This window comes from Streptomyces nojiriensis (assembly GCF_017639205.1).
GTDB lineage: Bacteria > Actinomycetota > Actinomycetes > Streptomycetales > Streptomycetaceae > Streptomyces > Streptomyces nojiriensis.
Genome location: NZ_CP071139.1, coordinates 3680621 through 3706605, shown reverse-complemented (window position 1 = coordinate 3706605; position 25985 = coordinate 3680621). Strand labels below are relative to the sequence as shown.

At 72.5% G+C, this 25985-nt stretch carries 23 protein-coding genes and 2 tRNA genes; 23 read left to right on the top strand and 2 right to left on the bottom strand.

Annotation, left to right across the window (positions count from 1 at the left end):
• The first annotated feature begins 67 nt into the window (after nucleotides 1-67).
• From JYK04_RS17235 to JYK04_RS17180, 12 genes are all read left to right on the top strand, one after another.
• Entirely contained in the window at nucleotides 68-811 is a 744-nt protein-coding gene (locus JYK04_RS17235; RefSeq protein ID WP_189737307.1) for a hypothetical protein, read from the top strand.
• Between the two features lie 243 nt (nucleotides 812-1054).
• Nucleotides 1055-1819, top strand: a complete 765-nt coding sequence (locus JYK04_RS17230; protein ID WP_189737305.1) for a GntR family transcriptional regulator — start codon at nucleotides 1055-1057, stop codon at nucleotides 1817-1819.
• Nucleotides 1820-1967: 148 nt separating this feature from the next.
• Nucleotides 1968-3161 (top strand): TIGR03364 family FAD-dependent oxidoreductase, encoded by a 1194-nt coding sequence (locus tag JYK04_RS17225; protein WP_189737302.1) that lies wholly within the window; start codon nucleotides 1968-1970, stop codon nucleotides 3159-3161.
• 5 nt (nucleotides 3162-3166) lie between these two features.
• Nucleotides 3167-3892 (top strand): phosphonatase-like hydrolase, encoded by a 726-nt coding sequence (locus JYK04_RS17220; protein ID WP_189737299.1) that lies wholly within the window; start codon nucleotides 3167-3169, stop codon nucleotides 3890-3892.
• Nucleotides 3889-4944 (top strand): ABC transporter ATP-binding protein, encoded by a 1056-nt coding sequence (locus tag JYK04_RS17215; RefSeq protein ID WP_189737296.1) that lies wholly within the window; start codon nucleotides 3889-3891, stop codon nucleotides 4942-4944. Before JYK04_RS17220 ends, JYK04_RS17215 begins: the two co-directional genes overlap by 4 nt.
• A gap of 232 nt (nucleotides 4945-5176) precedes the next feature.
• Nucleotides 5177-5992, top strand: a complete 816-nt coding sequence (locus tag JYK04_RS17210; RefSeq protein ID WP_229875295.1) for a 2-aminoethylphosphonate ABC transporter permease subunit — start codon at nucleotides 5177-5179, stop codon at nucleotides 5990-5992.
• Nucleotides 5979-6776, top strand: coding sequence for an ABC transporter permease (locus tag JYK04_RS17205; protein ID WP_189737293.1), 798 nt, complete (start codon nucleotides 5979-5981; stop codon nucleotides 6774-6776). The genes JYK04_RS17210 and JYK04_RS17205 overlap by 14 nt, the downstream gene beginning before the upstream one ends.
• A gap of 54 nt (nucleotides 6777-6830) precedes the next feature.
• Nucleotides 6831-7907: a 2-aminoethylphosphonate ABC transporter substrate-binding protein gene (locus JYK04_RS17200; RefSeq protein ID WP_189737290.1), complete on the top strand. Its 1077-nt coding sequence runs from the start codon at nucleotides 6831-6833 to the stop codon at nucleotides 7905-7907.
• 185 nt (nucleotides 7908-8092) lie between these two features.
• On the top strand, nucleotides 8093-9616 hold the full coding sequence (locus tag JYK04_RS17195; protein WP_229875267.1) for an alkaline phosphatase family protein: 1524 nt from the start codon (nucleotides 8093-8095) through the stop codon (nucleotides 9614-9616).
• Nucleotides 9617-9791: 175 nt separating this feature from the next.
• The gene (locus JYK04_RS17190; protein WP_030016791.1) at nucleotides 9792-10571 is read left to right on the top strand and encodes an HAD-IIA family hydrolase; all 780 of its coding nucleotides are present in this window, start codon (nucleotides 9792-9794) and stop codon (nucleotides 10569-10571) included.
• A gap of 167 nt (nucleotides 10572-10738) precedes the next feature.
• Nucleotides 10739-11338 (top strand): hypothetical protein, encoded by a 600-nt coding sequence (locus JYK04_RS17185; protein ID WP_229875261.1) that lies wholly within the window; start codon nucleotides 10739-10741, stop codon nucleotides 11336-11338.
• 74 nt (nucleotides 11339-11412) lie between these two features.
• Entirely contained in the window at nucleotides 11413-12048 is a 636-nt protein-coding gene (locus JYK04_RS17180) for a class F sortase (RefSeq protein WP_189737544.1), read from the top strand.
• Between the two features lie 78 nt (nucleotides 12049-12126).
• Here JYK04_RS17180 and JYK04_RS17175 read toward each other — a convergent pair.
• Nucleotides 12127-12200, bottom strand: a tRNA-Lys gene (locus JYK04_RS17175).
• A gap of 223 nt (nucleotides 12201-12423) precedes the next feature.
• On the opposite strand from JYK04_RS17175, the gene JYK04_RS17170 reads away from it, so the two are divergent.
• The 7 genes from JYK04_RS17170 (at nucleotide 12424) to JYK04_RS17140 (ending at nucleotide 20533) form a co-directional block, all read left to right on the top strand.
• Nucleotides 12424-13806 (top strand): peptidoglycan-binding protein, encoded by a 1383-nt coding sequence (locus JYK04_RS17170; protein ID WP_189737541.1) that lies wholly within the window; start codon nucleotides 12424-12426, stop codon nucleotides 13804-13806.
• An 11-nt stretch (nucleotides 13807-13817) separates the two neighbouring features.
• Nucleotides 13818-15713, top strand: a complete 1896-nt coding sequence (locus JYK04_RS41220; protein WP_229875260.1) for an SPFH domain-containing protein — start codon at nucleotides 13818-13820, stop codon at nucleotides 15711-15713.
• A 184-nt stretch (nucleotides 15714-15897) separates the two neighbouring features.
• Nucleotides 15898-16491 (top strand): lytic polysaccharide monooxygenase auxiliary activity family 9 protein, encoded by a 594-nt coding sequence (locus tag JYK04_RS17160; RefSeq protein ID WP_189737536.1) that lies wholly within the window; start codon nucleotides 15898-15900, stop codon nucleotides 16489-16491.
• 26 nt (nucleotides 16492-16517) lie between these two features.
• On the top strand, nucleotides 16518-18188 hold the full coding sequence (locus tag JYK04_RS17155) for an AMP-binding protein (protein ID WP_189737287.1): 1671 nt from the start codon (nucleotides 16518-16520) through the stop codon (nucleotides 18186-18188).
• Between the two features lie 283 nt (nucleotides 18189-18471).
• Complete coding sequence (locus tag JYK04_RS17150; RefSeq protein WP_189737285.1) at nucleotides 18472-19773, top strand: sensor histidine kinase; 1302 nt, start codon at nucleotides 18472-18474, stop codon at nucleotides 19771-19773.
• Nucleotides 19740-20411 (top strand): response regulator, encoded by a 672-nt coding sequence (locus tag JYK04_RS17145; RefSeq protein WP_189737283.1) that lies wholly within the window; start codon nucleotides 19740-19742, stop codon nucleotides 20409-20411. The genes JYK04_RS17150 and JYK04_RS17145 overlap by 34 nt, the downstream gene beginning before the upstream one ends.
• Before the next feature lie 48 nt (nucleotides 20412-20459).
• A tRNA-Lys gene (locus tag JYK04_RS17140) sits at nucleotides 20460-20533 on the top strand.
• A 78-nt stretch (nucleotides 20534-20611) separates the two neighbouring features.
• On the opposite strand, the gene JYK04_RS17135 is transcribed toward JYK04_RS17140, so the two are convergent.
• Entirely contained in the window at nucleotides 20612-21370 is a 759-nt protein-coding gene (locus JYK04_RS17135) for an IclR family transcriptional regulator (protein WP_030012142.1), read from the bottom strand.
• Between the two features lie 250 nt (nucleotides 21371-21620).
• Between JYK04_RS17135 and JYK04_RS17130 the strand changes: the two genes are divergently transcribed.
• From JYK04_RS17130 to JYK04_RS17115, 4 genes are all read left to right on the top strand, one after another.
• Nucleotides 21621-22802 carry an LLM class flavin-dependent oxidoreductase gene (locus JYK04_RS17130; protein WP_189737281.1) on the top strand — a complete coding sequence of 394 codons (1182 nt, stop codon included), beginning with the start codon at nucleotides 21621-21623 and terminating at the stop codon, nucleotides 22800-22802.
• A 255-nt stretch (nucleotides 22803-23057) separates the two neighbouring features.
• Complete coding sequence (locus JYK04_RS17125; RefSeq protein ID WP_189737279.1) at nucleotides 23058-24752, top strand: glycosyl hydrolase family 18 protein; 1695 nt, start codon at nucleotides 23058-23060, stop codon at nucleotides 24750-24752.
• Nucleotides 24753-24913: 161 nt separating this feature from the next.
• Entirely contained in the window at nucleotides 24914-25762 is an 849-nt protein-coding gene (locus tag JYK04_RS17120; RefSeq protein ID WP_189737277.1) for a helix-turn-helix domain-containing protein, read from the top strand.
• A complete protein-coding gene (locus JYK04_RS17115) occupies nucleotides 25722-25982 on the top strand; it encodes a DUF397 domain-containing protein (RefSeq protein ID WP_189737276.1) in 261 nt (86 codons plus the stop codon). The genes JYK04_RS17120 and JYK04_RS17115 overlap by 41 nt, the downstream gene beginning before the upstream one ends.
• The last annotated feature ends 3 nt before the right edge of the window (nucleotides 25983-25985 follow it).

Below are 25985 nucleotides of genomic sequence, written 5' to 3'. Positions count from 1 at the left end.
GGCAGGGCCGGGGTGATTGTCACCTCGTCCGATCATCGTCCCGTCCGGCGAGCAGCGAAGGTCTTCCATGCGACTGCGCAAAGCCCTTGCCCTCACCGCAGCCCTCTCCGCCGCCCTGGTCGCCACCACCGCGCCCACCGCCGGAGCCGACGTCGGCGCGGGCGGCGGACGCCCCGCACCCGCGCTGCCCTCACGCGCGCAGGCCACCTGCGGCGACGGGAAGAGCAGCGCCTTCCCCATCGGGGCGCGGATCCGCGGCGGTCCGGCCGTGTACCGCACCGGTGCCGGGCCGCAGACCTGGTACCTGGACCTGACCAACACCACCGACTCCGAGTGCACGGCCATCCACCCGATCGTCGTCTTCACGGACAAGGCCCGCACCCTGCGCCCCGCGCACCTGCGCATGGAGTTCGACGCCCCGGGCGGTACCTTCCCCGTCAGCCTGGAGAGCAGCGACCGGGACGAGATCATCGCCGTTTTCGACGGCGGCGACGCCTTCCCCGGTTTCGCCGTCGGCCCCGGCGGTTCCCTGACCGTCAAGGTGGGCCTCTCCTTCGCCCCCGACGCGCCCGTCGGCGAAGTCGTCGCCGACGCCGCCCTCGTCCAGCGCAAGGGTGACGACGGCGACTGGATCGGCGAGGCGGGCGGCTACCGGTTCTCGGTCGAGGGGCCGGAAGATCCCGTCGAGGCGGGCTCCCTCGCCCACACCGGTCCGCGGGAGTGGGCGTACGGCACGGGCGCCGTGGCCGCGCTCGCCACCGGCGGCGGCCTGCTGCTGGGGGCCCGCCGACTGCGCCGTTCCGCACGCTGAACCATCCGCCGACCTGCCGCCGATCTCCCGTCGACCGGCCGCCGACCTCCCGCAGGCCTCCCGCCAGCCTCCCGTCGACCGGCCGCCGACCGACCGCCGGCCTGCCGCCGACCTGCCGCCGGGCTCCCGCCGACCGACCGCCGGCCTCCCGTCGACCGACCGCCGGGCCTGCACCCGGCCTGCCGGGTGTCGCCCGTGCCCCCGTCACCTCGCGGCGCCGACCGCCCCGCATAGAGTCCCACCGTGGACGAACAGACCCAGCGGCACCGCCCCGGCGCACCCGTGCGTTCCGGCATTCCCGAGCACGGCCGCATCCCCAAGTACTACGCCGTCAAGGCCCGGATCGCCGAGCTCCTCGACGAGCTCGGCGAGGGCGGCACGCTGCCCACCGAGCGCGATCTCGCCGAGCGGTACGAGGTGTCCCGCGAGACCGTCCGCCAGGCCCTGCGCGAGCTGCTGCTGGAGGGCCGGCTGCGCCGCTCCGGCCGCGGGACCGTCGTCGCCGGCCCCAAGCTGGAGCAGCCGCTCTCCCTCGCCAGCTACACCGAGGGCGTACGCCGCCAGGGCCGCCGTCCGGGCCGTCATCTCATCGGCCTGGAGCAGTTCCCCTGCCCGCCCGACGTCGCTCCCGGCATCGGGGCCGAGCCCGGCGAGCCCGTCTGGCACCTGGAGCGGGTCCTGCTCGCCGACGACGAGCGCGTCGGCCTGGAGAGCACGTACATCCGGGTGGCCCGGGTCCCCCGCCTGGACAGCGACTTCCAGCCGGACTCCTCTTTCTACGGGTACCTGCGCGACAGCCTCGGCATCTCCTTCGGCGAGGCCGACGAAAAGCTGGAGACGGTCCTGGCGACCCCGCGCGAAGCCCTGCTGATCGGCACCCCGCCCGCTCTCCCCATGCTGCTCATCCACCGCTTCTCGCGGGACCAGGACGGCCGGCCGCTGGAACGGGTGCGTTCGCTCTACCGTGGTGACCGGTTCAGCTTCACGACCCGCCTGCGCGCCGAATAGCCCAGGAGCTATCGGTCCGTACCGGACGGAACGGGATCCATTTACATCACAGAAAGATAACGGGTCTAGTCCAAGTGTCGAGGGCTGTTCACCGGGTCGTTGCCGGACCGCTCCTCCCGGGTCACGGCCCCGCCCCACCGTTGGCGGCGTGAGAGTCATAGTCGTCGGAGGCGGCGTGGTCGGCACCATGCACGCCTGGCAAGCAGTCGAACGCGGCCACGAGGTCGTCCAGATCGAGCGAGAAGCGGAGGCCCGCGGCGCGTCCCTGCGTAATTTCGGCCAGATCTGGGTCAGCGGACGGGCCGGGGGAGAGGAGCTGGACACCGCCCTGCGGGCCCGCGAGCTCTGGGAGCGCATCGGCGCGGAGGTGCCCGGCCTGGGCTTCCGTGCCAACGGCTCCCTCACCCCCGTCCGCACCCCCCGCGAACTCGCCGTCGCCGAGGCGGCCCTGGCCCGCCCGGACGCCGCCGCCCGCGGCTACAAGCTGCTCACCGCGGCCGAGGCGCGGGAGATCAACCCGGCCCTGCGCGGCGCGTTCGAGGCGGCCCTGTGGTGCGAGCGGGACGCGGCCGTCGAACCGCGCACCGCGCAGCTCCGCCTCCGGGAGGCCCTGCGCACCCGCGCCGCCGGCCGCTACACCTTCCTCGCCGGTCGCGAGGTCCGCGAGGTGGCCGGACTCGGAGCCGGAGCGGGAGCGGGCCTCGGAGCCGGAGCCGGAGCCGGAGCGGGCCTCGGAGCCGGCGCCGCGGCCGTCCGCGACGACCACGGCGACGTCCACCGCGCCGACGCGGTGGTCCTGGCCACCGGTGCCTGGCTGTCCGGCCTGGTCCGCGAACTGGTCCCGGACCTGCCCGTGCGCCGCGTCCGCCTCCAGATGATGCAGACCGACCCGCTCGGCGAGCCGCTGACCACCTCGGTCGCGGACGCCGACAGCTTCCGCTACTACCCCGCCTACCAGTCCCCCGCGCTCGACGCCCTCAACGCCGAGCAGGCGCAGGCGCCGGTCGCCGCCGAGCACAAGATGCAGCTGCTGATGGTCCAGCGCCGGGACGGCGGACTGACCATCGGCGACACCCACGAGTACGAGCACCCCTTCGCCTTCGACACCCTCGAAGACCCCTACGAGCACGTCGCCGCCGTGGCCGAGTCCTTCCTCGGCCGCCCGCTGCCGAGGATCCGCCACCGCTGGGCGGGCGTGTACGCGCAGTGCACCGACACCACCCGCGTCGTCCACCGCCAGCAGGTGGCCGACGGCGTCTGGCTGGTGACCGGACCCGGCGGGCGCGGCATGACCTGCTCGCCCGCCATAGCCGAGACCACCGCGAACGAACTGGGCTGGTAAGTCAGATGAGCGACAGCGACAGCAGCATCACCCACGCAACCGACGTCACCCGGCGCAAGCTGGTCGTCCTCGACATGGCCGGCACCACCGTCGCCGACGGCGGCCTCGTCGAGCGCGCCTTCGAGCAGGCCGCCGAGCGTCTCGGCGTCGAGCCCGGGACCCCCGACCACGCCGAGAAGCTCCGGTACGTCCTCGACACCATGGGCGAGTCCAAGATCTCGGTCTTCCGCCACCTCTTCGGTACGGAGGAGCTCGCCCGCCGCGCCAACTCCGCCTTCGAGGAGGCCTACGGCGCCCTCGTCGACGGAGGTCTCGTCACCCCGCTCCCCGGTGCCCGCGCCGCGATCGAGCAGCTCCGCGCCGAAGGCTGCACCGTCGTCCTGACCACCGGCTTCGCCCGGGTCACCCAGGACGCCATCCTCGACGCCCTTGGCTGGCAGGACCTCGCCGACCTCACCCTCTGCCCCGCCGACGCGGGCGGCCGCGGCCGCCCGTACCCGGACATGGTGCTGACCGCGTTCCTGCGCACCGGCGCCGTGGCCGACGTACGCGACGTCGTGGTCGCGGGCGACACCGCCTACGACATGCTCAGCGGCCGCCGCGCCGGAGCTGGCACCGTGGCGGGCGTCCTCACCGGCGCCCACGACCGCGCGGCGCTGGCGGAACACGGCGCGACCCACGTCCTGGCCTCCGTCGCCGAACTCCCCCCGTTGCTCCTGGAGTCGCCGTGAGCGGTATCCGTTTCGACGGGGTCAGCGTCGCCTACGGCGGCAACACCGTCCTGGAATCCCTCGACCTGACCGTCGAACCGGGCGAGGTGATGGCCCTGCTCGGCCCCTCCGGTTCCGGCAAGACCACGGCCCTGCGCGCCGTCGCCGGTTTCGTACGGCCCGTCGCGGGGCGGGTGCTGATCGGCGGTCGGGACGTCACCGCGCTCCCGCCGCACAAGCGCGGCATCGGCATGGTCGTCCAGCAGTACGCGCTCTTCCCGCACATGCGGGTCGAGGACAACGTCGCCTTCGGCCTCAAGGCCCGCAAGGCCCCCAGGGCCGAGATCCCCGGCCGGGTCGCCGAGGCCCTCGAACTCACCGGCATGGCCGCCTACGCGCGGCGCTACCCCCGCGAACTCTCCGGCGGCCAGCAGCAGCGCGTGGCCATCGCCCGGGCCCTCGCCATCCGCCCCGGGGTGCTCCTGCTCGACGAGCCGCTGTCCGCCCTCGACGCGCAGCTGCGCTCCGGGATGCTCACCGAGCTGGCCCGCCTGCACCGCGAACTGCCCGACGTATCGATCCTGTACGTCACCCACGACCAGGTGGAGGCGCTCACCCTGGCCGACCGGATCGCCGTCATGGACCGGGCCCGGCTGCAGGACTGCGGGACCCCACAGGAGCTGTACCGGGCCCCGCGCACCGAGTTCACCGCCTCGTTCGTCGGCAACGCGAACCTGCTTCCGGTGACGGTGGCCGACGGGGGCGTGCTGTTCGCCGGGCACCCCCTGGCCCTGGACCGGGGCCGCGCGGCCGTCGGGGCGAGCGCGACCCTGTGCGTACGGCCGCACCTGCTCGGCCTCGGCACCGGCACCGGCCCGAACACGCTGAGCGGCACCATCGCCGAGGTGCAGTGGCGCGGCTCGACGCACCGGCTGTACGTGGACGTCGGCGGCCACCGCGTGAAGGCGGACCTCCCCGAGCTGCGGGAGACGCCCGCGCTGGGGGACCGGGTCACGCTGCACTTCGAGCCGCGGGACGCCGTGCTGCTGGGGGCGGGGGTGTCGGATGGCTGAGGCCACGCGGCGCGCGGTGCCCGTCCCGGCCGAGCACCGGGGCTCCGCCCCGGACCCCGCGCCTCAATCGCCGGCGGGGCTGGAAGAGCGGGGCTCCGCCCCGGACCCCGCGCCTCAAACGCCGGCGGGGCTGAAGGATCGGGGCTCCGCCCCCGGCCCCGCGCCTCAAACGCCGGCGGGGCTGGAAGAGCGGGGCTCCGCCCCCGGCCCCGCGCCTCAAACGCCGGCGGGGCTGAAGTCGGCGCTATGGGCCCTGCCGCCCGTGGTCGTGCTCGGGCTGGTGTTCCTGTACCCGCTCGTGCTCGTCGTCCAGCAGTCGCTCAGCCCCGAGAACGGCGGCGGCGCCTTCGACGCGTACGCCTCCGTCTTCGCCTCGCAGAGCTTCCGCGAGGCCCTCGGGACCACCGTCTGGCTGGCCGTCGGTGCGACCGCCGGCTGCCTCGTACTCGGCTTCGTGCTCGCGCTGATCATCGCCTTCGTGCCCTTCCCCGGGGCCCGCGCCGTCGCCAAGTTCATCGACGTCTTCCTCTCCTTCCCCTCCTTCCTCATCACCCTCGCCCTCCTCTTCGTCTACGGCACGGTCGGCATGGCCAACGGCCTCGTCACCGACCTCACCGGTGCCGCCGAGGGGCCCTTCCACTTCCTCGCCACCCCCTGGGGCGTCCTGCTCGCGGAGATCACGTACTTCACGCCCTTCGTGATGCGTCCGCTGCTCGCCGCCTTCTCCCAGCTGGACACCGCCCAGCTGGAGGTCGCCGCCGGCCTCGGTGCCCGGCCCGCCCGGATCGTCCGGCAGGTGATCCTGCCCGAGGCCCTCCCCGCCCTCGCCGCGGGCGGCAGCCTCGTCCTGGTCATGTGCCTGAACGAGTTCGGGATCGTCCTGTTCACCGGCGCCAAGGACGTCACGACCCTCCCGATGCTCATCTACGGCAAGGCCATCCTCGAATCCGACTACGCGGCCGCCTGCGTGGTCGCCGTCGTCAACATCGCGATATCCGTCGGCCTGTTCGGCCTCTACCGGGTGGTGGGCAAGCGTGCTGGTGCATAGCAAGAGCGGCCGCTGGGCCGCCTGGGGCCTCTTCGGCCTCCTCTTCCTGCCGCTGTTCGCCCTGCCCCTGCTCGTCGTGGTCGCGGCCTCCTTCGCCACCCACTGGTCCGGGGCCTTCCCCTCCGGACCGACCACCGAGAACTACGCGGCCGCCGTGCGCGGCGAATCCCTCCAGGCCCTGACCACCAGCCTGGTCACCGCCCTCGCCGCCAGCCTCCTCGCGCTCGCCGTCGGCACCTGGGCCGCGCTGGCCGCGGCCACGCTGAGGAAGCGCGGGAAGCGGTTCCTGGACGCGCTGTTCATGCTGCCCGTCGCCGTGCCGTCCGTGGTCGTCGGCCTCGCCGTGCTCGTCGCCTTCAGCCGGCCCCCGGTCCTGCTCAACGGCACCAGCTCGATCGTCATCCTGGCGCACACGATCCTTGTCACGGCGTTCGCCCACCAGTCGGTCTCGGCGGCGATCGTACGGCTCGACCCCGCGTACGAGCAGGCGGCCGCCTCCCTGGGCGCCCGTCCCGGGTACGTCCTGTGGCGGGTCAAACTCCCCCTCCTGCTGCCGTCCCTCACGGCCGCGGCCGGTCTCTGCTTCGCCCTGTCCATGGGCGAGCTGAGCGCCACGATGATGCTCTACCCGCCGGACTGGATGCCCCTCCCGGTCCGCATCTTCACCGCCACCGACCGCGGTTCGCTCTACAGCGGCTCCGCCGTCGCCGTGGTCCTGATGGCCACCACCCTGCTGGTCCTCCTGGCCGTCTCCCGCGTCCGCACCAGAGCCTCCTACCGCTGAACCGCCCTCCCCTGCGACCACCCTTCCGACTCCCTTTCCCCGTAAGGAAGTTCCATGACCCGCAAGAGACTCCTCCGCACCGCCACCGTCGTCACCGCCAGCCTCGCCCTCGCCTCCTCCCTCACCGCCTGCGGCGGCGGCTCCCCGGCCGCGGACGGTGAGGGCGGCGAGAAGGTCGTCACCGTCTACAGCGCCGACGGCCTCAAGAGCGAGAAGGGCGACGGCTGGTACGACAAGGTCTTCGCCGACTTCACCAAGAAGACCGGCATCGAGGTCAAGTACGTCGAGGGCGGCTCCGGCGAGATGGTGCAGCGCGCCGTCCGCGAGAAGACCAACACCCAGGCCGACGTACTGATCACGCTGCCGCCCTTCATCCAGCAGGCCGACGGCAAGGGCCTGCTCCAGTCCTACAAGCCGCAGGGCTCCGAGAAGGTCAACGGCGCGGACAAGGCCGCCGACGGCAAGTGGACCTCGGTCGTCAACAACTACTTCGGCTTCGTCTACAACAAGAAGGAGCTCTCCGAGGCCCCCAAGACGTGGGAGGAGCTGCTGGACGCCAAGTACAAGGGCAAGCTGCAGTACTCCACCCCGGGCGTCGCGGGCGACGGAACCGCCGTGCTCATCAAGTCGATGCACGACTTCGGCGGCCAGGAGCCGGCGATGGAGTACCTGAAGAAGCTCCAGGCCAACAACGTCGGCCCGTCCTCCTCCACCAGCAAGCTGGCGCCCAAGACCGACAAGGGCGAGCTGCTCGTGGCCAACGGCGACGTCCAGATGAACTTCGCGCAGTCCAAGTCCATGCCGAACCTGGGCATCTGGTTCCCGGCGAAGGAGGGCGGCAAGCCCACCAGCTTCGCCCTGCCGTACGCGGCCGGCCTCGTCGACCGGGCCCCGCACACCGAGAACGGCAAGAAGCTCCTCGACTTCCTGCTCAGCGAGGAGGCCCAGCAGCTGGTCAGCGGGGTCGGCGGCGGCTTCCCGGCGCGCACCGACGTCAAGCCGACCGACGCCAACGCCGTCGAACTCACCAAGCTGATGGCGGGCGTGGAGATCTTCGAGCCGAACTGGGCCGACATCGACAAGAACCTCACCGGCTACGTCGACGCGTGGAAGTCGGCAACCGGAAGCTGACCGGTTACTTGCCGGCCACCCCCGACCGTCAGAGTGACCTTTGTGTAACGGGTCTGGACCGAAGACCGCACCTTCGGTCCGGACCCGGTGCACACCGGAACACAGCACACCGGAACGTACGCCGAACGCCGAACGCCGAAACTACCCCGTTCCTTTCGCCGCTCACTTGCTCCCAGGAGGAGTACGTGTCCCCTGTCCTGCCCGGACGTCGTGCCATCGCCGCGACCGCCGTCACCTCCGCCCTGATCGCCGCCACCGTCGCGGCCACCCCGGCCGGCGCCGCCGCCGCGGCGGCCAACACCGACAAGGTCCTCGTCATCGGCATCGACGGCGCGGTCCTGGACCGCGTCAAGGCCGCCGACGCACCCCACCTGAACGGCCTGATGGCCCAGGGCCTGACCGCCCGCAGCACCCTCTACGCGAGCCCGATGGCCGCCACCTCCTCGGGCCCCGGCTGGTCCACCATCGCCACCGGGGTGTGGCCCGACAAGCACGGCGTGAAGGACAACTCCTTCACCGGCAAGAACTACGCCGCCTACCCGGACTTCCTGACCCGCATCGAGAACGCCAAGCCGGCGCTCAACACGTACGCGGCCGCCGACTGGGAGCCCATCACCTCCACCGACCAGAACGGCCCGATCTTCTCCGCGAAGGTCGACAAGCGCCTCTCCCTCAAGGGCGACCGCGACGGCTACCGTACCGAGGACCCGAAGATCGCTGCTGCTGCCGCCGCCGAACTGCGCGACCAGAACCCGGACGCCGCCTTCGTCTACCTCGGCGAGATCGACGCGGCCGGCCACTCCTACGGCGCGGCCAGCCAGCAGTACCTCGACACCGTCGCCCGCGTCGACACCCTGGTCGGCCAGCTCCTCACCGCCGTCAAGAACCGCCCGACGTACGCCCAGGAGAACTGGAAGATCCTGGTCACCACCGACCACGGCCACACCGACTCCGGCGGCCACGGCGGCTCGACCATCCAGGAGCGCGGCACCTTCGTCATCGCCAAGGGCGCGGGCATCCCGGCCGGCTCCGTACGCGGCGACGTACGTCTGGCCGACGTAGCCGCCACCGCGCTCGCCCAGGTCGGCGTCAGCGGCTCCGGCCTCGACGGCGTCCCGCTGAACGCCCCGGACGACGACCCCTTCGACACCCTGCGCCCGAACCTCCAGGCCCGGGTCGACGAGACGGGCATCCCGGCCGGGGTGAAGGGCTTCACGCACACCCCGCCCGCCGACTGGTCCGTCGACAACTCCAAGATGGGCACGGGCGGTGTCACCGAGTGGGCCGGCTGGGCCTTCGCGACCGACGAGTTCTGGAGCCAGTCGCAGCGCGACCAGTGGCGCGAGCTGAACGTCCGCTCCCGTGACGTCTTCGCCGTCGCCGACTCCGACGAGTGGGACGACAAGAGCCACACCGGCACCTTCGACTCCACCCTCGTCACCCCCAAGTGGGCGGTCAGCGGCGGCAGCACGCGGAATCTGACCTTCCAGACGCACTACCGCCACGAGGCCGGCCAGACCGCCCAGGTCCTGGTCTCGTACAACGGCGCGGCCCCGACCGTGGTGAAGACCTACACCGCCGACGCCGTCGCCAGGTCCGAGTCCGTCGCCCTCCAGGTCCCGGCCGGCGCCACCGACGTGCAGGTCCGCTTCCGCTACAGCGGCAACAACAACTGGTTCTGGACCGTCGACAACGTCCGACTCGGCTGACCGCTCCCCGGGTCTGGCCCTCGGGTCCTGGCCTCCGGGTCCTGGCCTTCGGGCCCTGACCTGCGGCTCCTGGCCCCCGGGTCCGGGCTGTGGACGGCAAGGACGTCCACGGCCCGGCCCCGATAGGGTGGTAGAGACCAGAGGTCGCAGGTCACCGAGAGCGGAGAACAGTCCAGTGGCAGAGCGCAAGCCGATCGAATCCTGGCTCACCGACATGGACGGGGTCCTCATCCACGAGGGCACCCCGATCCCCGGCGCCGATGCCTTCATCAAGCGGCTGCGCGAGTCCGGCAAGCCCTTCCTGGTGCTGACCAACAACTCGATCTACACCCCCCGCGACCTCCAGGCCCGCCTGAGCCGCATGGGGCTGCAGGTCCCCGTCGAGAACATCTGGACCTCGGCGCTCGCCACCGCGAAGTTCCTCGACGACCAGCGTCCGGGCGGCACGGCGTACGTCATCGGCGAGGCCGGTCTGACCACCGCCCTCCACGACATCGGCTACATCCTGACCGACCACGAGCCCGACTACGTGGTCCTGGGCGAGACCCGGACCTACAGCTTCGAGGCGATGACCAAGGCGGTCCGCCTGATCAACGCGGGCGCGCGCTTCATCTGCACCAACCCCGACGAGACCGGCCCCTCCACCGAGGGCCCGCTCCCGGCCACCGGCGCCGTCGCCGCGCTGATCACCAAGGCGACCGGCAAGAAGCCGTACTTCGCCGGCAAGCCGAACCCGCTGATGATGCGCACCGGCCTGAACGCCATCGGCGCGCACTCGGAGACCAGCGCGATGATCGGCGACCGGATGGACACCGACGTCCTGGCCGGCCTGGAGGCGGGCATGCAGACCTTCCTCGTCCTCACCGGCCTGACCACCGAGCAGGACACCGAGAAGTTCCCGTTCCGCCCGACCAAGACGGTCGCCTCGATCGCGGACCTCGTCGACCTGGTCTGACGCGTACCGGGTGCCCGCGGCGCGGGCACCCGCACACCGCGGTACCCGCGTACGGCGTACGGCCGAACGGGCGTACCGCGTTTGGGGCGTACGGCCGACACGTACGGCGCCGCTCCGGATGCGCGGCGGCGCGCCGCGCGTGAATCTCCTTGTCGAGGAGGTTCACCATGCGCAGTGTTCCGATCGCTGTCCGCGCCACCGCGATGGCCGTCGCCCTGGCGGCATTCTCGGTGGTGACCGCGCCGATCGCCCTCGCGGGCGAGGAGGACCGCGGTGACCGCGGTGACCGCGGCAGCGTCACCGTCGACCCGAATCCGGCTCACCCCGGAGCGCAGGTCAAGCTGCGCGTCCAGGGCTGTGACGGCACCCGCGGGTCGGCCAAGTCCGCCGCCTTCGTGTCGGAAGTCGACCTCTACGGCCGGGACGGCGGGCGCAGCCCGCTCTACGGCGACACGATGATCAGCTCGCACGCCTCGCCCGGCTGGCACGCCGTCCGGGTGACGTGCGACGGCCACGACAAGGTCAGCGGCTCCGTCCAGGTCTCCGAGTACCGCCACCCGTCCCACCACGCCACCCCCGTCTGGCCGGTCCACGCGGGCGGTGGCGGCATGGCCGCCGAGCTCGCGGCGGAGCAGGCCAAGAAGGCCCACGGCGCCGACGGACCGGGCCTGCCGCACACGGTGATCGGCGCCGTCCTCGCCGCGGTCGCCACCCTGGCCGTCGCGGGCCGGGCGCTGGCCCTGCGCCGCCGCCGCAGCGGCGAGTGAGGCCGGAGCCGGTGAGTGTCGGTGAGTGGCGGTGAGTTCCGGTGAGTGAGGACAGGGCCTCCGCCGGCGGCCGGATGCTGACCTTCGCCGCCTGGGCGGTACTGGTGCTCGGCCTGTGGCTCTGGGGCCGCCAGCTCACCGTGGCGCCGGCCCCGCCCGCCGGTCAGGCCGGCGGGGCGGTGGGTCCGGGGCTGCCGGCCGCGCACGCCCCGCTCGCCGCGGCCCCGCCCCAGCGCGTCGACGTGCCCTCCATAGGCATCCAGGCCCCGGTGATCCCCCGGGGCCTGGACAAGGACGGGGCGATCGAGCCGCCCCCGTACGACCAGCCGGGCACGGTCGGCTGGTGGGGCCGGGGCACCCAGCCGGGGACGGCCGGTACGGCGCTGATGGTCGGGCACGTGGACACCCGGTCCAAGCCTGCGGTGTTCTACGGCTTGAGCTCCGCGCAGCCGGGCGACAAGGTACGGGTGGTGCGGACGGACGGCTCGGTCGCCGAGTTCACGATCGAGGACGTACGGGTCTACGAGCGCGCGGCCTTCGACGCGCACAAGGCCTACGGCCAGCGGGTCCGGGGCCGCGCGGAGCTGAGGCTGGTGACCTGCGGGGGCACGTACGACAAGGCGGCCAAGGAGTACACGGCGAACGTGGTGGTCTCCGCCTACCTGACGGGCGTGGGAGCCCGCCCCGGCGCGCCGGGTACGGCGGCCTAGAGGGCCTCGCCGCGGTACGGTCGGCAGGAAACGAAGAAGCCCCCCGCAGCTTCCGCTGCGAGGGGCTTCCTCCGTCTGTGCGCCGCCAGGGACTCGAACCCCGGACCCGCTGATTAAGAGTCAGCTGCTCTAACCAACTGAGCTAGCGGCGCTTGCTGACAGGGAAAACTCTACCCCACCTCCGGGGGTGCCCGTGACCAGCCACGCCCGCCTTGTCCGATTAACCCATGTTTGGGGGGTTTATCGTGCACCATATGTCTGCGCGTGCCACACCTGATGCTTCATCAGGTGTGGCTCCGGCCGACCGGTGGACGAGTGGACGAGCAGGGGAGTGGACGGAACCGCATGACGATGCAGCCTCCGACGCATGTGCCGATGCCGATGCCCGGCTTCGAGGAGTACGAGCCCGCGGGCGACTGCGCGTGCCGCGGCTGCGCGCAGCGCCGCCGCGCCCTCGCCCGCGCGCGGGCCATACCGCTCCGGGACGGGGGGCACCCGGCCGCACGCGGCGCCCGCCGGGCGCTGGTGCTGGCCACCGCCGCGGGAGTGGTCCTGGGCGGCGGCACCACCACCGCGGTGGCCGCGGCCACCCCGGCCCCGACTCCGACCCCGGGTCCGGTGGCCCTGGACGACCCGAGCTCCCCGCAGGGCGGCCGGACCCCGCTGCACGGCCCCAAGGGCGGGCCTGTGGGCAAGCCCGGCGCTCCGGCCCGGCCCGGCGCGGTGCGGCGGATCGACCGGGCGACGATCATCAACCGGGCGAAGCTGTGGCTGGACGCGGAGGTCCCGTACAGCATGTCCGAGTACTGGACGGACGGGTACCGGCAGGACTGCTCGGGCTACGTCTCCATGGTCTGGAACCTCGGGTCGAACGAATGGACCGGCAGCCTCGACAAGTTCGCCACCAAGATCACCAAGGATGAGCTGCTGCCGGGGGACATGCTCCTCTTCCACAACCCGGCGGACCCCAACAACGGCTCGCACGTGGTCATCTTCGGCGGCTGGGTCGACTCGACGCACACGCACTACATCGCCTACGAGCAGACGCGCCCCAACACGAGGAAGCTGGCCACGCCCTACGGGTACTGGAGCAACCCGACGAAGTACGTCCCGTACCGCTTCAACGGGGTGCCGGCCGGCATCCTCCCGGACACCCCGGTCGTCCCGGTCGTCCCGGACACCCCGGGCGCCCAGCCGCCGCCGGCGGGTTCCAAGCCGGTGGACGCGACGGTCTTCCCGGGCGCGGACAAGTTCGGCCCCGGCAAGACGAACGACCACGTGGCCCAGCTCGGCCGGATGCTGATCGAGCGCGGCGCGTACCGCTTCTACCCCAAGGGGGCGGCCGACCGGACGTGGAGCGACCACGACAAGCTCGCCACCGCCGCCTTCCAGCGGGCACAGGGCTGGACGGGCGCCGACGCCGACGGCATTCCGGGCACGCACACCTGGAAGCTGCTGGTCGAGAAGCAGGGCAAGAACATCCCGCCGACGGTGGGGGCCGCGCCGGGGCCGGGCGGCGTACGGGCCTACCCGGGCGCCGTGGTGTTCCGCCCGGGCCAGTCGCACGAGGCCATCAGGGCCCTCGGCCGCCAGCTGGTGAAGAAGGGCTTCGGCAAGTACTACACATCCGGTCCGGACCTGCGCTGGAGCGAGGCCGACCGCCGCAACGTCGAGGCCTTCCAGCGTGCGCAGGGCTGGACCGGCGCCTCGGCCAACGGCTATCCGGGCCCGGAAACCTGGCGCCGGCTGTTCGCATGACGGAGGTAACGATGTTCCCCACGCGCACCACCTCGACGACGGGCACCCTCCGCGTGCCGCCGCTGGCCGCCCCGGTGGCGGTCCGGGCGGCGGATCCGGCCCCCACTCCCGCCCCCACGCCTGCTCCTGCTCCTGCCCCGACCCCCGCGGCCGCCCCCGCCCCCGCCCCCGCAGTCCTGGCGGCAGCTCACCCGGTGTGGGCCGCGGAGTCGACGACGCCCGTGCCGGAGCCGGTGCACGCGGCCGTCGCCGTCGCGGCTCCGCGCGAGTCCGTCCCGCCCGCCGCGCCGTCCGCCCTGGTGGGCGGCCCCGCCGCGCCGGAGCACGCCGTCCTCACCGAGACCTCGTTCGGCTGGGCCGCGGCGCGGGCCGCCCGCCCGGCGCCCGAGCCGGTGCACGGGTGGGAGGTGCCGGCGGCCCGGGCCCACCCGTACGACGAGGCGGACCAGGGTGCCGCGGCCCCGTCGGCCGCCGCGGGCCTGGACATCCCGCACCCGCAGGACGCGGAGGCCCCGGCCGGGCCGGCCACCCTGCGCCTGCGGACCGCCGAGGCCGACCCCGAGGCCGAGGCCGCGCCCGAGGCCGCCCCCGAGGCCGCGCCGGAACCGGTGGCCGAAGTCGCGCCGGAACCGGTAGCCGATCCCGAGCCCGATCCGGAGCCCGAGCCCGATCCGGAGCCGGCGTTCGCGTTCCAGCCGGAGCCGGAGCCGGAGCCCGTCGCCGCTCCCGAACCCGTGGACGCGGCGCCGGCGCCGCACTCCGGCATCCCCGGGCCCGGACCGGTCGAGATCGTCGCCCAGGCGGTGGCCCGCGGCCTGGACGAGGCCGGCGCCGCCCCGGACCTCCTGCGCCCCGGAGCCAACCGGGGCACCTCCGTCACCGAGGTGCCGGTGCACCTCCCGTTCCGCGGTACGCAACAGCTTCCGGTGGTGCCCGCACCCGCCCAGGCACCCCCGGCCGCCGCATCCGCCGCCCGCGCCCCGCGCCCCGCCCCCGGCCGCCGGGTCCCCCGTGGCGACGACCGGCTCCGCGAGCACCGCGGCCCGGTGCTGCCCGGCTGGGTCGGCGTGGGCGTCGGCGGGCTCGCCCTCGCCGGCTGCGCGGCCGTGCTCTGGCGGGCCGGGGTCGTCCCCGCCGCCTTCGTGGCCGCCTTCGGCGCGACCCCCCGCGCCTACCACGGCCTGCGCGCCACCCACTGGCCGCCGCTCGCCTTCCTCGGGATCGTCGCCCTCGTGTCGCTCGGCGGACTCGGCCGGGCCCGCGCCGGCCACGCCTGGGTGCTCACCCTCTTCGGCCGCTACCGCGGCACGGTCCGGCGTACCGGCCTGACCTGGGTGAGTCCCCTGCTCCTGCGCCGGCGGGTCGACGTACGCCTGCGCCACTGGCGCAGCGACCCGATGCCCGCCGTGGACGCGGGCGGCCTCGCGCTCCAGGTCGTCGTCCAGGTGGTCTGGCAGGTCAAGGACACCGCACGCGCCACCCTCGCCGTCGAGGACCACACGGAGTACCTGGCCGAGCAGGTCGAATCGGCGATGGCCCGCGTGCTGTCGCAGCTGCCCGCCGACGCCTTCCACGAGGACGCCCCGACCCTGCGCGACGCGGAGGCCGTCGGTGACGCGCTGACCCGGATGCTGGCGGCCGAGACCGAGGCGGTCGGGATCGAGGTGTTCTCGGCCCAGCCGACCCGGATCGAGTACGCGGCCGAGGTGGCCGAAGCCATGCGCCGCCGCCGGGTCGCGGCGATCGACGCCAAGCACCGGGACACCGTGCTGAGCTCGGTCGTGGACGCCGTCGACGACACCGTCCACCGGCTGACCTCGCGCGGGCTGGTCGAGCTCGACGACTACGAGCGCAAGGCGCTGGTGAAGGACCTCACGGTCGCCTTCTACACGGGCCGCTCCGAGTAGGGAGCGGCCGTTCAGCGGTACGGGAACGGGTGGCCGGAAGGTAACGGACCACCCGTTTTCCCATTGGTCTGGACATGGCCAACTCTCGTCAATAATCTGGGACTTGGTCTAGACCTAATCCCCACACGCGCGCGCTCTCACGGAACTCCCCCCACGTTCAAGGAGCATCATGCGTCCCATCCGCATGCCCAAACGGGCCGGCGTCGCCGCGCTCGGCCTCGGTCTCGTCGCCGGGATCACCCTCGTCAGCGCCCCCACCGCCAGCAGCCACGGCTACACCGACACACCGATCAGCCGCCAGAAGCTCTGCGCCAACCGCACCGTCTCCGACTGCGGTGCGATCCAGTGGGAGCCGCAGAGCGTCGAGGGCTTCAAGGGCTTCCCGGCCGCCGGCCCCGCCGACGGCAAGATATGTTCCGGCGGACTCTCCCAGTTCTCCGAGCTCGACGACCCGCGCGGCGGCGCCTGGCCCACCACCAAGGTGGCCAGCGGGCAGAGCTACGCCTTCCGGTGGCAGTTCACCGCCAACCACTCCACCACCGACTTCAAGTACTACGTCACCAAGAACGGCTGGACCGGCACCAAGGCCCTCACCCGCGCCGACCTCGAACCCCAGCCCTTCCTCACGGTCGCCTACAACGGCGCCCGCCCCGCCATGACCACCGTCCACCAGGGGGCCATGCCGAGCGGCAAGACGGGCCGGCACCTGATCCTGGCCGTCTGGACCGTCAACGACACCCCGATGGCCTTCTACGCCTGCTCCGACGTTCAGTTCTGACGTTACGTCAGCTACCCTCCGGCGGCATGCGGACGACGACTGCACCCGAAACCGTCGCGGAGCTCATAGCGCGCCAATGGGGCGACCACCGGCCCGGGCTGAAACACGAGAGCGGTGTCCTCACCCACCACCGGACCGCCCAGGAAGCCGCCGCGCGCGCCGCGCTCCTCGTCGACCTCATGCCCCCGGGGGCCGAGCCGCACCTCGGGGTCCTGCTCGACAACACCCCCGAGTTCCCGTTCTGGCTCGGCGCGGCGGCCCTCGCCGGGGCCGCCGTCGCCGGGATCAACCCCACCCGGCGCGGCCCCGAACTGGCTCGCGACATCCTGCACACCGACTGCCGGATCCTGATCACCGAGCGCGCCCACCTGCCGCTGCTGCGCGGCCTCGACCTGCCCGGCGTACGCGTCCTGGTCACCGGCACCGAGGAGTACGAGGCCCTGCTCGCCCCCTACGCCGCCGCCAAGCCCGGCGAAGCCGCGCTGGGGGCCCCCGTCCCCGACTCCCGCCTCCTCCTCTACTTCACCTCCGGCTCCACCGGCGCCCCCAAGGCCGCGATCTGCTCCCAGGGCCGGCTCGCGGCCGCCGGAGCGGCCCTGGCCCGCCAGTTCACCGTCACCCCGGACGACGTCCACTACATCTGCATGCCGCTCTTCCACGGCAACGCCGTCATCGCCGACTGGCTGCCGGCGCTCGTCGGCGGGGCCCCGGTGGCGCTGCGCCGCCGCTTCTCGGCCTCCGCGTTCCTGGACGACGTACGGGCCTACGGGGCCACGTACTTCACCTACGTCGGGCGGGCGGTCCAGTACCTCCTGGCCACCGAACCCCGCCCCGACGACCGCACCCACACCCTGCGCCTGGGCTTCGGCACCGAGGCCGGGGCGGTGGACGCGGCCCGCTTCGCCGAGCGGTTCGGGGTCCGGCTGGTGGAGGGCTACGGGGCCACCGAGGGCGGAGCCTCCGTCCAGCGCGCCCCGGACACCCCGCCGGGCGCCCTGGGCCGGGCGGGCGCGGGCGACGACCTGGCGGTGATCGACCCGGAGACGGGCGCCGAATGCCCGCCCGCGGTCCTCGGCCCGGACGGCCGCCTGCTCAACGGCTCGGCGGCGATCGGCGAACTGGTCAACCGCGGCCGCAGCCTGTTCGAGGGCTACTGGCGCAACCCCGACGCGGAGGCCGACCGCACCCGCGACGGCTGGTACTGGACGGGCGACCTCTTCTTCCGCGACGAAGCCGGCTTCCTCTACTTCGCGGGCCGCACCGACGACCGGCTCCGCGTCGACAGCGAGAACCTCGCCGCGGCGATGATCGAGAACATCCTGGCCCGCTGGACGGACGCGGCGGCGGTCGCCGTCTACGCCGTCCCGGACGAGGTGGCGGGAGACCAGGTCATGGCGGCCCTCGCCCTCCGGGAGGGCGCGGCCTTCGACCCGTCCGCCTTCGGGACCTTCCTCTCCCGCCAGCCGGACCTGGGCACGAAGATGGCCCCGCGCTACGTCCGCATCGTCGAGACCATGCCGACCACGGCGACGAACAAGATCCACCGCGTCTCCCTCCGCCGCGAGGGCTTCCGCTGTGCGGACCCCGTCTGGCACCGTTCCCCGGCCGGGGGCTACACCCGCCTGAACGCGGCCGCCCTGACCGCCCTCCTGGCGGAGTACGAGTCCCACGGCCGGTCCGACCTGCTGGCCCACTGACCCCCGCCCCGCCGTTGCCGGGCTCTGCCCGGACCCGCGCCTCAAACGCCGGCGGGGCTATCTTTTAGCCCCGCCGGCGTTTGAGGCGCGGGGTCTGGGGCGGAGCCCCAGGGCTTTGAGGCGCGCCCGCGCAATCCAGCCCCGCCAGGGGGCACCTCCCAGCGGTAGCTGGGGGAGATTGAGGCGCGGGTCCGGGCGGGGCCCCGGGGTGGGGCTGGGTATACCCGGCGGACGCCCGGTAGGGCCATCGTCACCCCGCCGGGCCCGCGGCTAGCGTGCCCGCATGGACGATCACCCCCGTACCCCCTGGCACGCCCTGGCCCACCGCCGGTACCTGCGGTCCGCCTGGCCCTGGCGAGCCGCCGGCTACCTCGCCGGGAGCGCCCTCACCGGGATCCCCGTCCTCCTCGTCCTCGTCCTCCTCGCCGCGGCCGGCGCCACGCTCAGCCTCGTCCTCGTCGGCCTCCCCCTGCTCGCCCTCCTCGGTCTCGCCGGCGTACCGGTCGCCGCCGTCGAGCGCCGCCGCCTGCGCCTCGTCGACCGCACCCCCACCGGCACCCCCCACCGCACACCCGCCGAACCCGGCCTCCTCGCCTGGGCCCGGCTGCGCTACCGCGAGCAGGCCACCTGGCGCGAGCTCGCCTACGCCGTCCTGCACGGCCTCCTGCTCTGGTGGGTCGACCTCGCCGTCGTCGCGACGCTGCTCGGCCTGCCGCTGCTCCTGCTCACCACCCCGCTCCAGCTCGCCCTCGCCGCCGACGGCGAGGTCAAGGTGGTCAAGCTCTGGCTGGTCACCTCCTACCCGCCCGCCTTCGCGATCGCCGCCGCCGGGGCCGTGCTGCTGCCCGCCCTCCTCCATCCGCTCGGCGCCCTCGCCGGGGCCCGCGCCGCCCTCACCCGCGCCCTGCTCGCTCCCCGCGAGCGCGAGCTCCAGGGGCTGCTCGCCGAGGTCACCCGCTCCCGGGCCCGGCTCGTCGACGCCTTCGAGGCCGAGCGCCGCCGGATCGAGCGCGACCTGCACGACGGCGCCCAGCAGCGGCTCGTCGCCCTCACCATGACCCTCGGCCTCGCCCGCCTCGACGCACCCCCGGGCCCGCTCGCCGACCGGCTCGCCACCGCCCACGACGAGGCCGGCAAGGTCCTCGCGGAACTGCGCGAGCTGATCCACGGCATCCACCCGCAGGTCCTCACCGACTACGGCCTCACCGGCGCCCTCGCCGACGCCGCCGAGCGCTCCGCCGTCCCCGTGGACACCGATCTGGGCACCGGCCTGCCGCGCCTCCCGGAGTCCGTCGAGGCCGCCGCCTACTTCGCGGTCTGCGAGGCCCTCGCCAACATCGGCAGGCACAGCGGCGCGGCCCGCGCCGCCGTCACCGCCCGGCACACCGGCGCCGCGCTGGTCATAGCCGTCACCGACGACGGCCGCGGCGGCGCGGATCCGGCCGCCGGGTCCGGGCTGACCGGACTGGCCGACCGGATCGCGGTCCTCGATGGCACACTGGCGATCACCAGCCCGCCCGGCGGCCCGACCGTTCTGAGCCTGGAGATCCCGTGCCCGGTGATCAGCCCCACGAGCAATCCCTGAACATCGTCCTCGCCGAGGACGGGGTCCTGCTGCGCGAAGGGCTCGTCGGCCTGCTGACGCGTTTCGGCCACCGGGTGGCGGCTGCCGTCGGGGACGCGGACGAGCTCCGCCGCGCCGTGGCCCTCCACCACCCGGACGTCGTCGTGACCGACGTACGGATGCCCCCGGGCCTGTCCGACGACGGACTGCGCGCCGCCGTGGAGCTCCGGGCCGCGCGCCCGGACCTGCCGGTGCTGGTGCTCAGCCAGTACGTGCAGCGCTCGTACGCCGCCGACCTGCTGGATTCGGGGGACGGCGGCGGCGTCGGCTACCTGCTGAAGGACCGGGTCGGGCAGGTGGAGCAGTTCCTCGACGCGGTGGTCACGGTGGCCGGCGGCGGGACGGTGGTGGACCCGGAGGTCGTACGCCAGCTCCTGCGCCGCCGCCGCGACCCGCTGGCCGCGCTGACCCCGCGGGAACGGGAGGTACTGGGCCTGGTGGCGGAGGGGAAGTCGAACGGGGCCGTGGCCCGGGAGCTGGTGGTGTCCGAGGCGGCCGTCGGCAAGCACATCGGGAACATCCTGGGGAAGCTCGACCTGCCGCCCGCCGAGGACACCCACCGCCGGGTCCTGGCGGTCCTCGCGTACCTCCGCGGCTAATGGTTTTGAGCACCCCTGAGGACCAGGTAGTATTTTCTCTGTCAGCAGGCGCCGCTAGCTCAGTTGGTTAGAGCAGCTGACTCTTAATCAGCGGGTCCGGGGTTCGAGTCCCTGGCGGCGCACCTGTCCTTCGGGCGGTTTCCGGTTTCACCGGGAACCGCCCGAAGTGTTTTCCGGGCCCATCGGCCCTGCTGCCACCCCTAAAGCGTGAGCGACAGCAGCAGCGGTGCGGCCTTCCGGTTCAAGGTGTCCGCCGCGGCCCGCAGCCGGTGCGCGTGCTCGACCGGCATCGACAGGGCCAGGCAGCCCACCGAGGCCCCGGCCGTGATCGGGACCGCCGCGCAGACCGTGCCCACGGCGTATTCCTGCAGGTCCAGCATGGGCACGGTGGCGGGCTGGGCGTCCAGCTTGGAGAACAGGATCCGCTCGTTCACGATCGTCTTCGACGTGAGCCGGGCGATCTTGTGCCGGGACAGGTGGTCGCGCCGACCGTTCAGGTCGAGCTGCGTCAGCAGACACTTGCCGACCGCGCTGGCGTGCGCGGCGGAGCGGAAGTCGACCCACTCGTGCACCTTCGGGGTGCGGGGACTGTCCGCGAACTGCGTGATCCTGACCTCGCCGTCCACGTACCGGCTGATGTAGACGGCCGCGCCGACCGAGTCGCGCAGCCGGTCCAGGGTCTCCTGGAGCTTGTCGGTGAGCGCCTGCTGCCGGTCGATGCCGGAGCCGAGCAGGACGAGGGAATCCCCTATGGCGTATGCACCGTCGGACACCTGCAGGACGTATCCCTCCCGGCGCAGCATGAGCAGCATCGGAGCGAGATGGGCTGCGGGCAGGCCGGTCTCACGCGCGATCTGCACGTCCGTCACACCACCGGTGTGACGTGCGATCGTTTCGAGTACGCGTAGTGCGTACTGCACCGAGTGGAATGGCGCGGTCGGCTCGGGCTTCAGCGCCACGGTTTCCCCCTAGCAGGTTGTTACCGCTTGCCCTACCACGATAGCCACCAAGGGGCCCATGTGGAGCGCCTGTTGGTGAGATTACTGGCTCAATTATGTCTGTCTGCCTGGACCTACTCCATTGGCATATGCCAGAGGCATGACCCTCGCCCAGTCCCCCCGGGAATGCCGGGCGGCCGCCCACGGTTCGAGTTCTTCGTACGGTGTCGTACTGATGCCGCACGCACAGGAGAGCGAAACGGGAGCGACGATGAGTGACGCAGGGGACGACGCACAGGACATCGCGAGCCGGAGCGGCGAGGCGAACCGGAACGCGAACGCGCGGGCGAACGCGCGGGCGAACGCGCACCCGCACGGGCACGCGATCCGCGCCACCGCACCGGGCCGGGCGACCGTACCGCTCTCCGTCCTGGACCTCGTCACCGTCGGCGCGGGCAGCACCGCCCACGCCTCCCTCCGCACGAGCGTCGAGATCGCCCGCCTCGCCGAGTCCCGCGGCTACCACCGCCACTGGGTCGCCGAGCACCACTCCATGCCCGGCGTCGCCAGCTCCTCGCCCGCCGTGATCCTGGCCCACCTCGCCGCGCACACCTCCCGCATCCGGCTCGGCTCCGGCGGGGTCATGCTGCCCAACCACGCCCCGCTCGCCGTCGCCGAGCAGTTCGGCACCCTGGAGGCGCTCGCCCCGGGCCGGATCGACCTCGGACTCGGCCGCGCCCCCGGCACCGACGGCCGCACCGCCGCCGCACTGCGCGGACCTGGGCGCCTCGACGAGGCCGCCGACGAGTTCCCCCGGCAGCTCGCGGAGCTCACCCGCTTCCTCGACGACGACTTCCCCGACGGGCATCCGTACGCCCGCGTGCACGCCGTACCCGGCCCGGTCCAGGGCCCCGCCGGCCGGCCGCCGCTGTGGCTGCTCGGCTCCTCCGGCTTCAGTGCCCGCCTCGCCGGCGAGCTCGGCCTGCCCTTCGCCTACGCCCACCACTTCTCGGCGGCCGGCACCCTGCCCGCGCTCGACCTCTACCGCCAGAGCTTCCGCCCCTCGGCCGTCCTCGACGCCCCCTACGCCGTCATCGGGGTCTCGGCGCTCGCCGCCGACACCGACGAGGCGGCCCGCGCCCAGGTGCTCACGGGCGCGCTGTCGATGCTGCGCCTGCGCACCGGACGGCCCGGCCTGATCCCGACGCCCGAGGAGGCGGCGGCGTACCCGTTCTCCCCGCTGGAGCGGGAGTTCGTCGACAGCTGGCTCGCGAACGTCGTCCACGGCACCCCCGACGAGGTCCGCACCGGGCTGGACGACCTGGCGAAGCGGACGGGCGCGGACGAGCTGATGCTGACCTCCAACGCCCACAGCGGGGCGGCCCGTTTGCGCTCCTACGAGCTCATCGCGGACGTGTACGGCATGCCGGTGGAGGCGCCCGCCGCCGATTGACGGCGTGCGAACGGCGTTTGGCTGGTTTGTTGCCGAAACCTTGCGCGGAGCTGCCTGAAGGCAGCCTTAAACCGCTCGTCACCCGGGGTGGCGAGCGGTTTCTGATGTGCGCTCAAGTCTCTGACTTGGGGAAATAGCGCTTGAGTGGTCTAGTCCTTCTTTGGTCCGAACCATTGACGTGGGGGTGGAGTGATCGCTATCACTTCTCTCACCCGAACCGCTTGAACTCCCCTCCCACCCCCACGGAGACAGCTCATGCACATCCGTAAACCACTCATCGCAGCCGCCGCCACGGCCGCGCTGGCCGCCGGAGCGCTGGCCTCCTTCGCGGGACTCGGCACCGCCCAGGCCGCCGACGCCTCGGCCGGCGCCGCGGCGGGCGGCGTCCGTATCGCCTACTACGACCAGTGGAGCGTGTACGGCAACGCCTTCTACCCCAAGCACCTCGACACCCGCGGCATAGCGGGCAAGCTGGACGTCATCAACTACTCGTTCGGCAACATCCACCCCACCAACCTCACCTGTTTCGAGGCGAACAAGGCGGCGGGTGACGACAACAACCCCAACGCCGGTGACGGCGCGGGCGACTCCTACGCCGACTACCAGAAGTCCTTCAGTGCCGCGGACAGCGTCAGCGGGGTCGCCGACAAGTGGGACCAGCCGATCGTCGGCGTCTTCAACCAGTTCAAGCAGCTGAAGGCCAAGTACCCCCACCTGAAGATCAACATTTCGATCGGCGGCTGGACCTACTCCAAGTACTTCAGCGACGCGGCGAAGACCGACGCCTCCCGCAAGAAGCTGGTCTCCTCCTGCATCGACCAGTACATCAAGGGCAACCTCCCGGTCGAGGGCGGCTACGGCGGCCAGGGCGTCGCGGCCGGCATCTTCGACGGCATCGACATCGACTGGGAGTACCCGGGCTCGTCCGGCGGCCACCTCGGCAACCACTACGCCCCCGAGGACAAGCAGAACTTCACGCTCCTGCTCAAGGAGTTCCGCGAGCAGCTCGACGCCTACGGCCAGGCCAACGGCGGCAAGAAGTACCTGCTGACCTCGGCCCTCCCGGCCGGCCAGGACAAGATCAAGTACATCGAGACGGACAAGATCGGCGCGTACCTCGACTACGCGAACATCATGACGTACGACATGCACGGCGCCTGGGACGGCGACGGCCCGACGTACCACCAGTCCCCGCTGTACTCCGGCGCCAACGACCCGACCGACCCGATCGCGCCGGGCACCCAGAAGTACAGCATCGACAACGCGATCGACTCCTGGATCGACGGCAACCCGGCCTACGGGATCACCGGCGGCTTCCCCGCCAACAAGCTGACGCTGGGCTACGAGTTCTACTACCGCGGCTGGAAGGGCGTCCCCGCCGGGGCGAACAACGGCCTCGCCCAGTCCGCGACCGGAGCCTCCGGCGCCCGGCCCACCAGCCAGCAGGCCGGTATCGCCAACTACAAGGAGCTCGGCGGCCTCGTCGACAACCCGGCGACCACCTTCTGGGACGACCAGGCCAAGGCCTCGTACTTCTACAAGGACGGCGAGTTCTTCACCGGCCTCAACCAGAAGTCCATCCAGGCCCGGGTCGACTACGGCAAGCAGCGCGGCCTGGCCGGCGCGATGATGTACTCCCTGCTCGGCCTGGACAACAACACCACCCTGCTCAACCAGATCTCGGACGCCCTCGGCGGCACCACGGTCCCGCCGACCACCCCGCCGACGACGCCTCCGACCACTCCGCCCACGACCCCGCCGACCACGCCCCCGACCACTCCGCCGACGGGCTGCGGCTCGACCCCGGCGTACGTCGCGGGCACCATCTACGCGGCCGGCAACGAGGTCTCCTACAACGGCCGCAAGTACAAGGCCCAGTGGTGGACGCAGAACGAGACCCCGGGCACCACGGGTGAGTGGGGCGTCTGGAAGGACCTCGGCGCCTGCTGATCTCCCCCCACCCCGCGCCGAGCGACACCTCCGCCCTGCCCCCACTCTCCCGGGGGCGGGGCGGAGGTGTGTGACATGGTTGCGGGATTCCCGACACCGGTACGTGTCGACGTCGCTACTCTCGGCCACAAGCTCGTTCTCCGCTTGGAGGTGCCGTCCCCATGGCCGTCGTCCGTGACATCGACCCCAGTGCCTCGCCGCTGGACTACTACAGCTACGAGCTGCGCCGGCTGCGGGAAGAGGCGGGCCTGAAACAGGCCCAGCTGGGCGCGATCATCTTCTGCACCGGGTCGCTGATCGGCATGATCGAGAACGGCAAGCGGGTCCCGACCCGCGACTTCTCGGAACGGGTGGACGCGGCGCTGGGTACGGACGGGCACTTCTCCCGCCTGGTGGGCCTGGTCCTGCGGAGCGTCCTGCCGGTGTGGTTCCAGGCGTACGCGGAGATGGAGGCCCGGGCGGCGTACATCTCCACCTACCAGTCGCAGTTGGTCTACGGGCTCCTTCAGACGGAGGCGTACGCACGCGCGGTGCTGGCGACAGGATTGCCGGAGCGGCTGGATGAGTTGGTCGCGGCTCGAATGGAACGGCATCGCATCCTGCGCCAGGAGAAGTCGCCGATGGTCTGGGTAGTGCTCGACGAGGGAGTGCTGCACCGGCCGATAGGAGGTCGTCAGGTGATGCGTGCGCAACTCGCCCACCTGCTGAGCTTTCATGAGAACCGGTGGGTTCAGATCCAGGTGCTGCCGTGTGCGGCGGGTGAACACGCAGGCCTGATCGGGTCGTTCAATGGACTGCGCTTCGACAGCGATCCGGACATCGTCTACACGGAAGACCTCATCTCTGGCCACATGACGGCCAACCCCGACACCGTCAGGGAAGCCGCGCTTCGTTACGCTCACTTGCAGGCCGCCGCACTCTCCGTAGAGGACTCGGCGGTGTTGATCGCGCAGGTAATGGAGGAGCGTTATGGGGAGCAGTCAGAACCTGACCGGCATGCTGTGGCGTAAGTCCAGCTACAGCGGAAATACGGGCGGAGACTGCGTCGAGTGCGCCCCGCTCGGCACCGCCGCCTGGCGCAAGGCCTCGTACAGCGGAAGCAGCGGCGGCGACTGCGTCGAGGTGGCTGCCCAGCCCTGTGAAGTGGCCGTCCGGGACTCCAAGAACCCCGGCGGGCCGGTCTTCACGGTCACGGCAGCCGCATTCACGACGTTCGTCCGGAGTCTCTGACCG